The sequence below is a fragment of the Yoonia sp. R2-816 genome, assembly GCF_046762905.1.
Lineage (GTDB): Bacteria > Pseudomonadota > Alphaproteobacteria > Rhodobacterales > Rhodobacteraceae > Yoonia.
This window is the reverse complement of sequence record NZ_JBKQXN010000217.1, coordinates 1-13,273: the sequence shown is the minus strand read 5'-3', so window position 1 is coordinate 13,273 and position 13,273 is coordinate 1. Positions and strand designations below refer to the sequence as shown.

At 53.1% G+C, this 13,273-nt stretch carries 17 protein-coding genes and 2 pseudogenes; 9 read left to right on the top strand and 10 right to left on the bottom strand.

Going from position 1 to position 13,273, the window contains the following annotated elements; translation table 11 throughout:
* Positions 1–437 precede the first annotated feature (437 nt).
* On the bottom strand, positions 438–674 hold the full coding sequence (locus tag ACFWW2_RS15840; protein WP_393929467.1) for a DUF6429 family protein: 237 nt from the start codon (positions 672–674) through the stop codon (positions 438–440).
* A 328-nt stretch (positions 675–1,002) separates the two neighbouring features.
* On the opposite strand from ACFWW2_RS15840, the gene ACFWW2_RS15835 reads away from it, so the two are divergent.
* A complete protein-coding gene (locus ACFWW2_RS15835; protein ID WP_393929465.1) occupies positions 1,003–2,337 on the top strand; it encodes a hypothetical protein in 1,335 nt (444 codons plus the stop codon).
* Between the two features lie 108 nt (positions 2,338–2,445).
* Positions 2,446–3,021: pseudogene (locus tag ACFWW2_RS15830) on the top strand (hypothetical protein); the annotation flags it as partial.
* On the opposite strand, the gene ACFWW2_RS15825 reads toward ACFWW2_RS15830, so the two are convergent.
* Together ACFWW2_RS15825 and ACFWW2_RS15820 are read right to left on the bottom strand one after the other, a co-directional pair.
* The gene (locus ACFWW2_RS15825; protein WP_393929469.1) at positions 2,965–3,420 is read right to left on the bottom strand and encodes a cadherin repeat domain-containing protein; all 456 of its coding nucleotides are present in this window, start codon (positions 3,418–3,420) and stop codon (positions 2,965–2,967) included. The pseudogene ACFWW2_RS15830 and the gene ACFWW2_RS15825 overlap by 57 nt on opposite strands.
* A gap of 182 nt (positions 3,421–3,602) precedes the next feature.
* A complete protein-coding gene (locus ACFWW2_RS15820) occupies positions 3,603–4,478 on the bottom strand; it encodes a LysR family transcriptional regulator (protein ID WP_393929463.1) in 876 nt (291 codons plus the stop codon).
* 89 nt (positions 4,479–4,567) lie between these two features.
* On the opposite strand from ACFWW2_RS15820, the gene ACFWW2_RS15815 reads away from it, so the two are divergent.
* The 4 genes and pseudogenes from ACFWW2_RS15815 to ACFWW2_RS15800 form a co-directional block, all read left to right on the top strand.
* Complete coding sequence (locus ACFWW2_RS15815) at positions 4,568–4,873, top strand: YciI family protein (RefSeq protein WP_393929460.1); 306 nt, start codon at positions 4,568–4,570, stop codon at positions 4,871–4,873.
* A gap of 293 nt (positions 4,874–5,166) precedes the next feature.
* Positions 5,167–5,346, top strand: coding sequence for a hypothetical protein (locus ACFWW2_RS15810; protein ID WP_393929457.1), 180 nt, complete (start codon positions 5,167–5,169; stop codon positions 5,344–5,346).
* A gap of 137 nt (positions 5,347–5,483) precedes the next feature.
* The gene (locus tag ACFWW2_RS15805) at positions 5,484–5,675 is read left to right on the top strand and encodes a hypothetical protein (RefSeq protein ID WP_393929455.1); all 192 of its coding nucleotides are present in this window, start codon (positions 5,484–5,486) and stop codon (positions 5,673–5,675) included.
* 24 nt (positions 5,676–5,699) lie between these two features.
* Positions 5,700–5,822 (top strand): annotated as a pseudogene (locus ACFWW2_RS15800) (IS110 family transposase); the annotation flags it as partial.
* Between the two features lie 359 nt (positions 5,823–6,181).
* On the opposite strand, the gene ACFWW2_RS15795 reads toward ACFWW2_RS15800, so the two are convergent.
* The 5 genes from ACFWW2_RS15795 to ACFWW2_RS15775 all read right to left on the bottom strand — a co-directional run bounded on the left by ACFWW2_RS15795 (position 6,182) and on the right by ACFWW2_RS15775 (position 8,424).
* Positions 6,182–6,403 (bottom strand): hypothetical protein, encoded by a 222-nt coding sequence (locus ACFWW2_RS15795; RefSeq protein ID WP_393929453.1) that lies wholly within the window; start codon positions 6,401–6,403, stop codon positions 6,182–6,184.
* Between the two features lie 7 nt (positions 6,404–6,410).
* Positions 6,411–6,707: a UPF0149 family protein gene (locus ACFWW2_RS15790; RefSeq protein ID WP_393929451.1), complete on the bottom strand. Its 297-nt coding sequence runs from the start codon at positions 6,705–6,707 to the stop codon at positions 6,411–6,413.
* 184 nt (positions 6,708–6,891) lie between these two features.
* A complete protein-coding gene (locus tag ACFWW2_RS15785; RefSeq protein ID WP_393929449.1) occupies positions 6,892–7,185 on the bottom strand; it encodes an H-NS family nucleoid-associated regulatory protein in 294 nt (97 codons plus the stop codon).
* Positions 7,186–7,741: 556 nt separating this feature from the next.
* Complete coding sequence (locus tag ACFWW2_RS15780; RefSeq protein WP_393929447.1) at positions 7,742–7,963, bottom strand: hypothetical protein; 222 nt, start codon at positions 7,961–7,963, stop codon at positions 7,742–7,744.
* Between the two features lie 101 nt (positions 7,964–8,064).
* Positions 8,065–8,424, bottom strand: a complete 360-nt coding sequence (locus ACFWW2_RS15775; protein ID WP_393929445.1) for a LysR substrate-binding domain-containing protein — start codon at positions 8,422–8,424, stop codon at positions 8,065–8,067.
* 389 nt (positions 8,425–8,813) lie between these two features.
* Here ACFWW2_RS15775 and ACFWW2_RS15770 point away from each other — a divergent pair, with 389 nt between their 5' ends.
* Positions 8,814–9,014 carry a hypothetical protein gene (locus ACFWW2_RS15770; RefSeq protein ID WP_393929443.1) on the top strand — a complete coding sequence of 67 codons (201 nt, stop codon included), beginning with the start codon at positions 8,814–8,816 and terminating at the stop codon, positions 9,012–9,014.
* 499 nt (positions 9,015–9,513) lie between these two features.
* On the opposite strand, the gene ACFWW2_RS15765 is transcribed toward ACFWW2_RS15770, so the two are convergent.
* Positions 9,514–10,638 (bottom strand): helix-turn-helix domain-containing protein, encoded by a 1,125-nt coding sequence (locus tag ACFWW2_RS15765; RefSeq protein ID WP_393929441.1) that lies wholly within the window; start codon positions 10,636–10,638, stop codon positions 9,514–9,516.
* Positions 10,639–11,104: 466 nt separating this feature from the next.
* Here ACFWW2_RS15765 and ACFWW2_RS15760 point away from each other — a divergent pair, with 466 nt between their 5' ends.
* Complete coding sequence (locus tag ACFWW2_RS15760) at positions 11,105–11,533, top strand: SDR family NAD(P)-dependent oxidoreductase (RefSeq protein ID WP_393929439.1); 429 nt, start codon at positions 11,105–11,107, stop codon at positions 11,531–11,533.
* A 174-nt stretch (positions 11,534–11,707) separates the two neighbouring features.
* On the top strand, positions 11,708–12,586 hold the full coding sequence (locus tag ACFWW2_RS15755) for a DMT family transporter (protein WP_393929437.1): 879 nt from the start codon (positions 11,708–11,710) through the stop codon (positions 12,584–12,586).
* Positions 12,587–12,918: 332 nt separating this feature from the next.
* Here ACFWW2_RS15755 and ACFWW2_RS15750 read toward each other — a convergent pair.
* Positions 12,919–13,273: transposase (locus ACFWW2_RS15750; RefSeq protein ID WP_393929435.1), on the bottom strand; the 355-nt coding region annotated here is incomplete at its 5' end.

Sequence of the window (13,273 nt, the reverse complement as noted above, 5' to 3'; positions counted from 1 at the left end):
ATTGACCAGGAACTCACTGATGCCAACAAAATCATGACCTGCGGCAGGTGGGGTGTTCATAACGGTCATTACGTTCTCCAATTCAAGCTGGTGAGCAATTGATTTGATCTCGTTTGCATGCTGTACGTGCCGATGATGAGCAGAAACCTGGCTCTCTCTTCCTGGCCGACGTTCCATTCAATTCGTCTCGCGTCCAGCATAAGAACCAGATCACCAAAATGGAAAATACTGGAATCCTATAATTGAATAGATATCGGCTATGGTGAGGCCTACGCTTGTCAGACCTTCATTTTGTCAACACGGCCTCACCAAACAGTCGCTCAGTCGCAGCGAAAGCTCATTCGGTCCCGCTCATCCACCATTTGCCACCTGATTTTGAATGTCCTGTGTGGGCCGTCCACATCAAACGTTGCTGCCAGTCACGCTTACCCATTCAGTCAGGTCTTGGGTACATTGGTAAAAAGGGCTTTGAACAAATCTTCTGAACGGCGCAGACCGTCGTTTGTCAGCACGACCGACTTTGCCTTGCCAACCGGATCCAGAATTAGTCCTTTCTGGTGCAGCCGACCGAGCACATCCCAGTCGTGGCCCTTCCAGGCACGACGCCCGTCGTGAAGCGTCAACCAAAGCAGCGCCAGTACCGCGTCGTCAACGTTGTCTTCATTGATCTCCATGGCGGCAGAGAACGCCAGCAATAATGGTTTCGTCAAGCTGTAATGCTGCGCACTGCTATGTGACCATCGGTTGCCAGCGTAAGAAACAAGCTGATTATTGAGGTTGCTGAGCACATCGACGGCGACCGTTGGAAGGCCACGTTGACGGCGTTGACGCTGACAGCAATATCTTTGTCAAATTATGGGTCCATGGGAATCAAACCCACCCAAATTCCTGGCACGGTTTTCGCAGATGCGTTCTTCCAATACTGCGACATCCAACTGCTGACACCGGTGAGCAGAAGCACTATGGATTGCGGTGATTACGGCCAAGAGTTGGAGAGCTGACTTGCGAAATGACATCTCAGATTTGCTGACCTTCATTAGTAAGGATGATCTTTGGTTCGGACGTTTGCAGGAGGTGGTGGCAGAACACTTGATGCCCGCGCTCGAAGAGTTCGACCTCGAACATGACGAACTCGACGAGGTGTTAGGTGAGCCTTGGCCTGGCGTGTTATGGGGCTGCGGCTTTGAGGACTTCCTGAGCCGTCAGTATGAAGATGGCAATATCGTCGATCTCTATCTCAAACGTCGTGGGTGGAACGAAACAGCTCCCAATCGTACGTATTTTGCGGCCCTGCGAGATACGCCTGTCAGCCTTTATGAAGTCAGCGACGTCAAACCGGGAATGTCCATGGTGCTAAAGGATCTGCTCGGAGACGCAGGGCCGATCAAGGTGCTTGAAGGCTCAGCCACACAGTCTTTGAAGCAGTGGGATCGGATCGTCGTTCGCGTGATCGCCGAAGGTGACGCGCATGTGATCTCGGGCGCGCTCTTGGCTTTTTCCGCCGAGGCCTCCGCGTTTTTGTTTGATGGCCTGTCCGCTGTGTTGAAGGTAGACACCGAAGCGGACGTGGAACTCACAACAGACCAGCTGTTGCAATGCGCGCCCATCTTCACCAGTGCTTGGCTTTTTACCGCTTTAGACCGGGCGCTTTCCGAAGATATGCCAGAGTTTAGCAACGCTGATGGCGACGACATCGTGTTCCATGATCTGAGGTTCCCGTTCGCGAAAGGCGTTCTGCAGAAGGATATTGCTGCTTGTTTGAACGTATTGAATGGCTTTGCCCCCGATGGACCGCGGCGTTGGGTTTGGCTTGCGCCACATGGCAACCAAAGCCCGATGCGAGGCGATAGCTTGATGTTGGACTCCCAGACTGATGGCCGGACGGTGCTAGGCCATCTGGAGCTCAAAGGAAAATCCCTGCTGATCAATGTGAATTCAGCGGCGCGCGCCGAAAGGGTGGGTGAGTTAGTGATGAAAGCGGCTGACGACCGTTTAAGGCAACCTCTAACTACAATCCGTACAGTCCAACAGATGATGGCTGAGGAACAAGACGAACGCGATTTTGAAGATGCCGACGAAGTACCACCTGAGATCGCGCGGCAGATCATTCAGGAACACATGGATCGGCACTACCGCGAAACGCTTGATGCGCCGATACCAGCACTGGGTGGTAAATCACCCCGCCAAGCAGCGCGCAGCAAAGCTGGCCGTGCAAAGGTGGTTGATTGGCTAAAGAAGCTGGAAAACAACAGCGCAAAGCACCGCAATGACGCAATCGAAGAGTATGATTTTGGTTGGATGTGGGTCGAGCTAGGTCTGCAAGAGTATCGAAAATAAGTCGCCTACTCCAAACAACATGTCTTTAAACATCACCATCAGGGTCATCGGAGGCCGCAAGGAACTCAACAAATCCCTGCTTGTTCATCTGCCGCGCCCAGAACACTTATGCGATCGCTTCGCTATGGCAGCAAACGACGGCATTGGCGGGCCGCACCGCAGCGACGATGCCCCTCGATCAACGGCAGCAATGGTCCGCCCGCTAAACTTTGCAAAGTCCGCCTTCTGCGCACCCTAGTCATTCACCCCGCGTGCAGCATCCAGCACTTTGGGCTCAATTTTCGCGTTCTCTGCATCGTCCATAAATGTCGGCTTTGCCCTGTAGGATTTCGGCAATGCCACCGGCTCACATTTTGTAGTGACGAGGCATCACGGCGGCATGTTGGGCATCTTTCCAAAATCTGGGACCAGGCTGGTTGGTCCGTCTCGTCTGCAGGAGATGTGAATGGTGATGGCATTGATGATCTAATTGTCGGCGTACCTGCTGGCGATGATGGCGGTTTCAATGCCGGAGAGGCCTATGTCCTCTATGCTGGTACAGGGCTGGCCAATATCGATCTGACAGGTCTGGCAGCCGATCAGGGCTTCATCATTCAGGGTGATAAAAGGGGTGACCTGGCTGGCCGTTCAGTTTCGTCTGCAGGAGATGTGAATGGCGATGGCTTTGATGATCTGATTGTCGGCGTACCTGCCGGCGATGATGGCGGTTTCAATGCCGGAGAGGCCTATGTCATCTATGGTGGTGCGGCGGGGACGGAAAACACGCTTACGGTCACCCAGGCTGGTACAGATGGCGTGGCGGATAACTTCACCGGCAATGCAGGCAATGATATCTTCACCGGGATTGGTGCCATCACTGGCGGTGATCACGATGTCATAGACATTGTCGCCAGCAACACTGCCGCCCTCGCCAGCATCGCCGGGAACCTCAAAGTCCGGCACCGCATTCAACGTCACAATCCCGGTCGCGGGATCAATCTCAAACAACGCCGCATCTGTGCCCGAGAGGCTGAACTCCAGCGGGTCGCCATCAGCATCCGTCGCCGTGGCCGTATAGACAGCCGTGGCCGTGTTCTCGGCCACAGAGACGGTCGCTCCAGAGGTGAACACCGGGGCCTCATTGGCGCTTCCGCCATCGCCACCCCCACCCGCATCCCCTCCGCCTGCGAGAGCGGCAGCACCCCCTACCAGAGCCGCAACTCCAGCCGCCACCCCACCGAGCAGAGTGATGCAAAGTCATTGAATGACCGCATTCGCGCACGCCCCTATCGCCAATTGAGACCGGTCAGCCATTCCTTCGCTGCAATGACCGATAATCTTGAAGTTTGATCGATGTGAGAGAGAAGCCAAACCTCCCTTGCCGGCAGCACCGGTTCGCCTTCCACACAGAGTACCCGCAATCGCGGGTCCTCGTCCGCAATCGCGCGTGGAAGAAGCGACTTGCCCAGGCCAATGGCCACGCCTTCTATTGCTGTTTCACCATCCGCCACTTTCAAGGACGCACGCCGTTCGGAGGACGCCTTCGTGACGGTCTCGATCCATCGAGCCTGCGGCAACCCGGCGTTCAGGTCGTCATAGGCGATCCAACCCAGCGTCCCGCAATCCATGGGATCGATCGAACGCGCCGCATAAGCGGCGAATGTCATCTCGCCGAGTTTCTGCGCTTTGGTCCGTAACCCGCCACCACTCGGCCGCGCAAAACGCAGCGCTAGGTCCGCCTCGCGTTTGGAAAGGTCGAGATTGTCAGATGCAGGGACCAACTCGATCGTCAGATCAGGATGCCGACGAGCCAAAGAGGCAAGATTGGGCACCAGTATGCGGTTCACAATCATCGGCACGGAACTAATGCGCACAGCGCCTACAATGTGGCCCGCACTGTCGCGTGATATCTCCATTATGGCGCGGTTTTCCGATTCGATTGCTTCGGCGTGCTTCAGAATTTGCAACGCCGCATCTGTCGGTTCGTATCGTCCATCGGCGCTGCGCAGGAACAAGGCGGTTCCCAAACTCTGTTCAAGTACCCTGATCCGGCGGGCGACCGTTGTATCGCTGGCTCCGACGGCATTCCCGGCCTGCTTAAGTTTTCCGGCGCGGTGAAGCGCGAGGAGGAATTTGAGATCGTTCCAATCATGGCTCTGCATTTTTGCAGTCTATGTCAGCACAGATGCCGACTCAATCTTCAGAAATGATGGGCTAAGCTGCGTATCAGAGGCAGTAAGGAGGCCAGCAAATGAAGTTCATCATCCTGTTTGAAGACGCCCCGGATGCGGACCCGGATATTCGCAAAAGCCACATGGCACATCATCTCGATTTTCTGGAACAAAACTCCGACAAGATCGAGGCAGCGGGCCCATTGTCGGATCCTGCAAGCATGGGTCGAGACGGAATGTGGATTGTCGAGGCCAACAACGAGGCCGAGGTGGATCGACTAGTCAAAGAAGACCCGTTCTGGCCGACAGGGCTTCGCAAGTCCTACGCAGTAATCAGGTGGACCCAAGTCTATGCAGGGGGGTCAAGGCTGATCTCGGCACCCTGACGACAACGCTACCGACGTAGGAAGACGACGCCCGCCATTAATTAATGAAAGGCGGCAAAGTCCGCCCACTTGGTGAGCTCGGTTGTCGCGCTATTTTGCGCCCGCAGCGAATGGCAGGAAAGCGGGCTGCTACCGCAGAAACTGAACAACACGTCCAAAGTCGGCTGTGGGCCGATTGCGCCCAATTTTCGTCCCCGTATTGGCGTACCGCCAATATACGGCTTGTTGTCTAAGGCGGGAAGACCCAATGACAGGGGTAGTTTGCACCGCTTACGATCAATGGCTACCTTGAGATGGGATCGTATGTCACGCTGATCTACCTTGTGGACCAACTCGTAGTGCTTGCATTCATCCTGATGCGTCGCCCGCCGAATGAGCAAAGCCTGCGGGTCGACGACTGGATCTTTGGTTTCGTGAGCACTTTTGGTGCACTCCTTCTTGCCCCACCCAGCGGTCAGCAATTCCCGTATTGAACCCACATGGAGGACAACGGGATGAGACTGTTTATCGGACTGGACGTATAACTAGCCAAGACTGCAATCTGCGTGATCTGCGAGCACGGCAAGGTCAGAGGCCTTGAGCGAGCCTGAGGCTCTGTCGCGCTGGCTGGGTGATCTGGACGGAAGTGTTGTCGCAATGGTTGCATCGCGGTCTGACCGAAGCTGGCCTGAATGCCGTCCTGATGGAGACGCAACAGGTGAAGGGAGCGCTGAAGGCGATTACCAAAGCCGGTGATGTTAACCTGAGGCGGGCATTGTGTCAGGCTGCAACCGTCATGACGGACCCTGGCAGCTCAACATGACTGAGAACATGGGGCGCCCAACTCGCACAACGCCGTGGCCGAAAGATTGCGATGGCTGCTCTGGCTCGCCGCATCGCCATCATACTCCATCGGATTTGGGTCGATGGGACCATTTTCCAGCCGGAAACCGCGCCAACCACGATCTGACCCGTTGCTACCCCACCTGTTGCCTGCTTGATCGCAGGCTTTCGAGGTCCCGCAGGGACGTAGCCTGGACTGTCGCTGACGTTTATCAAGCACGCCTATGAGATGGGCACATTGGAATTACATCGAACCAGCATCATGCTGGCAAGACCAGCTTTGCAAAAGCTACGTTGTAGCCCGAAAAGGTAACCGATTGCTGGACTATGGGAAAAAGTGCTCGCAAAATACTATGCGATTAGACGACCCCATCAGGTAGACTGCGACGAAAGCCCCTCCCCGCCCAGAGGCAAATCCAAACGTTCATTGGACAACTCACTACCGCATTCATACGAAGATTGCGTTAACTCAGCACTTGCTCGAGATCATGCAAACTGCCTCATTTCCTGATCGATGAGAGGTACGGCTTGTAGGATCGCATCTGCTGCGATGTCCAAAGTCTCATCAATGTCCCCCTGCGCCATCCCAAGCACTGACTTGCCATTCTCATCAAACATATGGACCAAGATCGGCATCATAAGCTTTGCTCCGATTGCCGTCTGACCGAATGCATCCCAAAGTGTGGTATTCAGTTGCACGGCTTCCATGAACCCTTCACACCAATATTGCGATGGCATGGCCCTTCGGCGCCTGCCAGAACGCTGGTTCCAACACCCCTGATTGGGCGGAGAGTGACTTTTCAATATCTTTGAGCCGGCGTCCAACCAGTTGCTTAATGTGCGATGGCACTAAGGCGCCAGAAACAAAGGCGACATCGAACCAGTTTGCAACGGGTTTGGGACTACACATCAATCCGGTCAAAAACCCATCAAGATCAGACAGCATTAGACAATCTGATGCGCCATCATCAGATCTCAGGTAGATGTTCAGCTCTTCGAGAAGGTCCGACATACTAGTGCCCCAATCAGTTCCATACACGGCGAAGTTAACCCGCCCTGCGGTGTTGCAGTCGCTCTGTCGTCGCCTCGGGGCGCACAATGCTTGCCCTACTACGAAGCTGAAAGTGTTCAACTGACCACAAACATATGAGCGGCCCACGCGCCGTGAAAGCAGATGCCCGACCGATGACAAAAAATTAAACTGCAAGGTCGTCCGGCGTTTTCCCAGATTTTAGTGCTGCCTTAAACCAGTCCGGCGGCTTGCCTCTGCCAGTCCAAGTCTTGGTCTTGTCTGTCGGATCCGCATATTTGGGGGCAAACTTCGTTTTGGGCTCAGCCATTGGTGTCGTGTCCACGATCTCTGTCAAAGAAAAACCGTGCATTTTTACTGCTTTCTTCTCGCTACCGATCAGTTTTTGCAACGCTTTGTCGATATGCGTACGGAGCCTTTCAAGCTCCTTTCGACTCATGGATTTGAGATCCAGTTTCATAAGCTCGTCCTTATCAATGCACGTAGGGCATTCGGGGGCGGAATCTTCTCTAATTGCTTCATTATATCAATTCTCAATTAACTGTAATCACCCGTAGGATCAGTGGTGGTGGGCTAAGAGAAGCATCTAGCCAACACCTCCCTTATTAAAGCTTTACGACCAGGTCGCCGTATTGAAAAATACCTAAATACTATGAATTAATAGATCTTAACTATCATGAAGCTGTGTCACCCACCAGAACGGTGATGTATTTATGCACGTCCGACGGCAATCCAGTCGGTCAAAAGGCTTAGTTTACCAAGAACATGTTTCTGGCTCACCGCAACTGCCGAGAAGTCGGATGAGAAAATAAACCCAGAACCACTGCGAGAAACATGTGAAAGACGGTCGACTTGCTGCAGGCAAATAGCATTCCGGAAAAGTGAAAATCAGGATCGTTCTGAATGTGGTCGAAGGCGATCATCTTAGCCAACGTGCTGTATCTGTCCACGGAGGCGACAAACCTGTCGATCTTGCACCGTCTATGTAATGGGAGGCAGCCTGTAGGACCTTTCGATCAACGCAGATCTTTTTTGAGCCATTTAATCAATGTGGAAACGGATGGCTTATCGCGCACTTCACTAAATGACACTGCGTAGTATGCGAACGCCGTGGGCCATGCCGTATGCAAAGCCCGGACCAGTTGTCCCGCAACAATGCCCTCGTTCACGAACACATCTTTGAGCGGGGCCAACCCTTGACCTTCAATGGCAGCTTTGACAGTCAAAAAATTTGCCATACTGTGCGCCATAGTCGGCGTCTTTGGCATCGACCCCGTGCGACTCAAACCAGATCGACCAATCTTTACCGGTGCAATCGGGCAGCAATTTGTAGCGCAGACTATCGGCAGGTGTTCAAGTGCCCGTGTCTTTTCAGCAAAGCAGGACTGGCAACCAAGACCAGCTCTGGCGAACACAGCCACTCCGAAACCAATCCCGGATACTGGCCAAGCCCATGCCGGATCGCCAGATCAATGGGTTCCGATCTTAGATCGACCAGTCGGTCCTCTGTCTCGACCGTGACGTTGATGTTGGGGTGTGCATCCGCGAAGCGCCCAATGCTGGACACCAGCATCGAATGCGCAAAAGTCGCGGAAGCGCTGATCCGTACGGTGCGGTTTTGCCTTATTAAGTGCTTTTCATTGGCAGCCTCGATAATCGAGAATGCGCGGCCGACATCCGAATGCAGCGCAAGGCCCACTGCAGTTAGCTCAATGCCGTTTTTTTCTGCGGGTGAATAGGCGCAATCCGTGGCGCTCTTCGACTGCTTTTATCCGCGCCGGGGGTGACGCCCAACTCATGAGCCGCGTCCCGCATCACACCTGTGCGGGCGACGACATGGAAAGTGTACAAGTCTTGGGTGCGCAGTGCCATAAATCAAATTAGCCCAGCTAAAGTCATGTTGCCAGTTTATCGTTAGGCATTTCGTTTTAGACATGGCATCTCAGTCCGACAAGGAGACATAAATGTCCGACACCATCGCCATACCGCACCGTCAAAGTTAGACCGTTGTTGTTTTCCGCATTCTGGCCCTGTCGCTTGCGTTTTCCAGCCGCGCTGCACTTGGCTTGATTTTGCCGTTTTGAGAGTGTGCTGTTCATCGTTGTCCTCTATCTCTTGGGGCTTTATTTAACGCTCTGGCTGGCGGCCGGAACCGTGGTCTTTGCTGTGATGGAGCTGAACTATGCCGCGAGCGGCGCGCTCGGGGAGGTTCTGCTGCCCGTATCGCTGCAAACCGTACCAAGGGCCCTGTCGTTCTCCGTCGACTTCTCCGCCTTGGTGGTGCAGTAAGCCTTAGAGAATTCATTGGCGATAGTGCACTGATTGGATTGTCGGGGCACGAGACCCGAGGACATATGCCGTCAGACCTTGCCAGATACTTTTACGCAGCCTGCTTTGCAAAGGCCGAGGGGGTTAGCCTCGAACAGTCCGATCTTGCTGGCAACACAGACACATTTGGTTGCCATATGATTGCCAAGCAGTTGCAGGGCCGGTTGAGGTGACGGCTCTTGTTCCACGATTTGGCTCCTTGTTGCGGGTTTTGACCCCAAACTAGAAAACGAAAGAAAGCCATGCAAACCTTTGACCGAAGGGTGAACCGACCATTGGCATACATCGCAGTATTGGGAATGTCTGGGTTCCAGCCGTCATTCCCTGCAGCACGCCCCGATTGAAGATATGAGCCCATGCCAGTCTTCACCGGGTGGTCGGTTTTACCGGCAGGTCCGCTCAATCCTTCAGCTTGGGCTACCCCGTCCCAACCCTGTCAGGAGTACCGACTTTGTTTACATCAAGCTGTCGTCTTGCTCATTGTGGCTTCATCATACTCTCGAGTTGAAGCCTCTGGCAAACTCGGTGCAGTTAAATTCGCGCCATCAGATGCGGGGGCTATACAACTTGTAGACCTGCACAAATGGTCAAGTAGCGTGGGGGAGCTGGTGTTTAGCCGGACATGATCGGCCGTCCTGCAGTCATGTGCTTCCTTAGGACTGAAACCGTATTGGTCTTTGAATTGCCGACTGAAGAGCGACATGTTGGTGAAACCGTATTGATATGCAATTGTGCTTACAAACCTAAGATCTGCCGCGTCTGACAAAGCCTTGTAACAAGCCTGAAGCCGGACAGTTTTGATGTACTTGGCAACACCGCCGTGCTCCTCAAAGACACTGTAAAGCGTGCGGCGGGACGTACCCAGTGATTTGCAAATAAAATCTACGTTGAGTTCTGGTCGCGCTAAGTTCTTGCGGATAAATTCTCGGGCGATCGTGAGCCTGCTCGCATTCAAGGCCGGTGTCGCGTTACGAAGATTATCCGCTGTTGGATCAAGCGACACTGCGAGGAGATCAGAAAAGGACCTTGAGAGAATTTGTTTTTGATCTTCGGAAATCTTGTGTGCTTCATCTACGAGGGTTGAGATAAACGTTCTAAGCAACCCCGTCAGGGAGCCATTGAGCACAGAAAGATTGGCTTCATCAAGAGATGGCGCCATCCAAGAAAACTTATCACGATCAAGTCCCACAGACACAAAGCTCTGTCCCTCCCAACGCGACTTCCAAGGTCGTGCATGCGACACGAGCATTAAATCCCCTGTCTTGGCTTTTACCGAACGATCATTATATTCATTGTAAAAGCACCCACTCCGAACAAACCAGATTGCCCAATTGTCGAGATCTGTCTTTTTGATCTGATCATTCGTTCTTTCGCTATTAGTTGGATCAACCTCCCAATCAATAATATCTATCCCGCCGAGGTCGAAAGCTGAAAATTTAGCACGAAACCCGCTATTGAAAGAATGGGGTTTCTTGAGGTCGCAAATAGGGGCAGCTGCTTGCGAGAATGCATCAAATTGCTGCTGTGATTCAAAATCAAGGGTTGAGTACTCGATGAGTTCTACTGATTTAGATTTGTTTTCCATTGGAACCTAGAGAGATCTGCAGTTATGTATATGGATATTTCAGCATTCAGGATTCCGAAATATTCTAAGCTAATGCTTGCGATTTTGCACCTGAGCGCAACTGCAAACGCTTTGGAGTTTCGCTTCATTGTAGATGGGCAGGCGTTGTCAGAGAACCCATCAGGTTTTCTTCTGGAGAGGGATGCGCTGCATCGTACGTCCGATTTATTTGGTTCGAGAGACTCACTAGCTAAACTCCCAAACGTCATGTTCAACCAAAACAGGAAGTGGACTGCTCCGAGGGTACCAGTTAGCCACGACAGCTTCGGACAATGAAGTCAGATTGTGGAGCGCAGAGGCTCAAATTTGTCGCCCAGAGTCTCACATGAAATCCAGGCGATGTTGACAACATGCCAGAGTCAAAGCTGGACGGATGTTATACCGATGAAGCTCCGGTGAAGAATTCTCCATAGCTCTTCCACTACAGATGATGCTGTCTCAAGCCGTCATTCCCGAGATGCGCAAAGTCGGCGGTGGGCGAATTATCAATATCGGCTCAACCGGTAGTCTTGGTGCGGAACCTGGGTTTGGTGCCTATACCGCTACGAAGCTCGGGTTGGTGGGGCTGACGAAGACCCTTGCAGCGGAGTTCGGCTCAGACGGCATTCTCTGCAACACGGTTTGTCCAGGGTACATCGCAACAGATATGCACACTGTCGCCAACGTGCGACTGGCCGGAGAAAACGATATTTCAATCGAAGAAATGAAGCGGCGGCGATATGAGTGTGTTGCTATGCGTGATGCAGGTCTACCAATCGACGTCGCCAACGCAGTTGCATACTTGGCTGGCCCACAAGCAAACTACGTCACTGGCATTAATCTTCCCGTCACGGGCGGCGTACCTTTCGGCATTTGATGCCCGAAGGTGAAATCATTCGGCGCTCGTTTTCGTAGTCACGGCGATTTGGACCCATTGCGACGAAGCCAAACCACGCCATCATCGTACGAGCTTTTTCAATGAGGACTGCTGACATTACGCCGTCAGTAGAGAAATGTTATCAAGTTTGGAAAGAGCCACTCGCGAGCGACCATGCCTGATCAATTGACGGACAAATCAAACCAAATACTTGGAATCAGCTTGGTACTCGCATCCACCGTAGCGTTTAGCCTATCAGGCGTGCTGACCAAGGCTATCGAAAGCGACACTTGGACGATTGCCGTCTGGCGCGGGTTGCTCGGCGCGATACTGATTGTGGGCTATTTTTTCTGGCAAAATCGGACCAGCGCCGCGCCGACTGAACTTCGCCTTGGATGGCGCGGCTGGCTTCTTGCCAGTGTTGGAAGCCTTGCCAGTCTGGCCTTCATCGCAGCCTTTAAGATGACCTATGTAGCAAATGTCGCAGTTATCTACGCGACAGTGCCTTTCGCGGCTGCCTTGTTGGAATGGATCCTTTTGCGGCAAAAAGTGCGCCGCCCAACAATGATTGCCGCGACAATTTCTTTGACAGGGGTGCTTATCATGGTCGGAGCAGGTGTCGGTTCGGTTAATTTACTTGGCGATTTCGTCGCTGTGCTGATGATGTTCGGTAATGCGCTTTACATGGTTCTCATCAGGATATTCAGCAAGACGCCTGTTGTTCTCGCAGGGGCAGCATCGGCATTTCTGCTTTTTGTCATTGGTTGGTATTTCACCGATCCGCTTGCAGTGAGCCTGCATGACGGTTTGCTGCTAACACTCTTCGGGCTGTCCTTTGCCATTGCCGTCATTTTATGGACTGAAGGAACTAGGATCATCACAGCAGCAGAATCCGGCTTGCTCGGCTCATCAGAAGTGCCGCTGGCGATTTTCATGGCCTGGGTATTTCTGGCAGAAGTTCCGCCTCTGACGAGCTTTGTGGGTGGCGTCTTGGTTTTGTGCGCTGTCCTCTGGCATGCGGTCAGGGACTATCAACAAGCGAAGTCTGTTTAGCATTGAGAATGTCACCAAGAACAGTCGTTCACCGCAACGCGGAAAACCGGCATTCTGGGCTTCTGTGGTTGCCGCCCTGGATGCAAGAAGTTTTTGACTGATTGGAGGAGTGATCGCGTGCGGTCTTCTGTCAGGCCTCAGTTTGCGGCATTTTCAGAAGCCGCGGGCCGGTATGGTGATCAGCGGATTGGGTCCAAATCTCTTCGGCGAACTCGCGGTTCTGAGCCCAAAACTGGTTTTCCCAATCCAGATCTATTCGATCATTTTGCCCATTCAGGTCATCGTCTTCTCGCCCCCAGTTACCGGTTTCAGATTGTGTCGCCCGTTAGCTCTCAGGCGGCCACAGTCTTCGCCGGATCTCGATAATCTTCTTGTTTTGTCAGCACGGCCCAGATGGTGCGGGCCATTTTATTGGCCAGTGCAATTGCAACAAGCATCTTTGGTTTGCGTTTCAACATGCGGTCCAGCCAGGAGCCGTCCTGGACAGGCTTTCGACCCACCCATGCAATGCGCGTCATTGCGCCAATGATAAGTAGACGACGAATATCAACCTGACCTTCTTTGGAGACCTTTCCGAGCCGCTCTTTGCCCCCCGATGAATGCTGCTTGGGCACCAGTCCGAGCCATGCGGCAAAGTCTCGTCCACATCTAAAGATATCCATGGACGGTGCGAAGGCCTCTACCGCC

Excerpts from the sequence above, each read along its gene's own strand:
- ACFWW2_RS15780 (WP_393929447.1), bottom strand. The coding sequence starts at position 7,963 with ATGGCAAATTTTTTGACTGTCAAAGCTGCCATTGAAGGTCAAGGGTTG.
- ACFWW2_RS15810 (WP_393929457.1), top strand. The coding sequence starts at position 5,167 with ATGGGATCGTATGTCACGCTGATCTACCTTGTGGACCAACTCGTAGTG.
- ACFWW2_RS15755 (WP_393929437.1), top strand. The coding sequence starts at position 11,708 with ATGCCTGATCAATTGACGGACAAATCAAACCAAATACTTGGAATCAGC.
- ACFWW2_RS15785 (WP_393929449.1), bottom strand. The coding sequence starts at position 7,185 with ATGAAACTGGATCTCAAATCCATGAGTCGAAAGGAGCTTGAAAGGCTC.
- ACFWW2_RS15760 (WP_393929439.1), top strand. The coding sequence starts at position 11,105 with ATGATGCTGTCTCAAGCCGTCATTCCCGAGATGCGCAAAGTCGGCGGT.
- ACFWW2_RS15795 (WP_393929453.1), bottom strand. The coding sequence starts at position 6,403 with ATGGAAGCCGTGCAACTGAATACCACACTTTGGGATGCATTCGGTCAG.
- ACFWW2_RS15815 (WP_393929460.1), top strand. The coding sequence starts at position 4,568 with ATGAAGTTCATCATCCTGTTTGAAGACGCCCCGGATGCGGACCCGGAT.
- ACFWW2_RS15765 (WP_393929441.1), bottom strand. The coding sequence starts at position 10,638 with ATGGAAAACAAATCTAAATCAGTAGAACTCATCGAGTACTCAACCCTT.
- ACFWW2_RS15820 (WP_393929463.1), bottom strand. The coding sequence starts at position 4,478 with ATGCAGAGCCATGATTGGAACGATCTCAAATTCCTCCTCGCGCTTCAC.
- ACFWW2_RS15840 (WP_393929467.1), bottom strand. The coding sequence starts at position 674 with ATGGAGATCAATGAAGACAACGTTGACGACGCGGTACTGGCGCTGCTT.
- ACFWW2_RS15790 (WP_393929451.1), bottom strand. The coding sequence starts at position 6,707 with ATGTCGGACCTTCTCGAAGAGCTGAACATCTACCTGAGATCTGATGAT.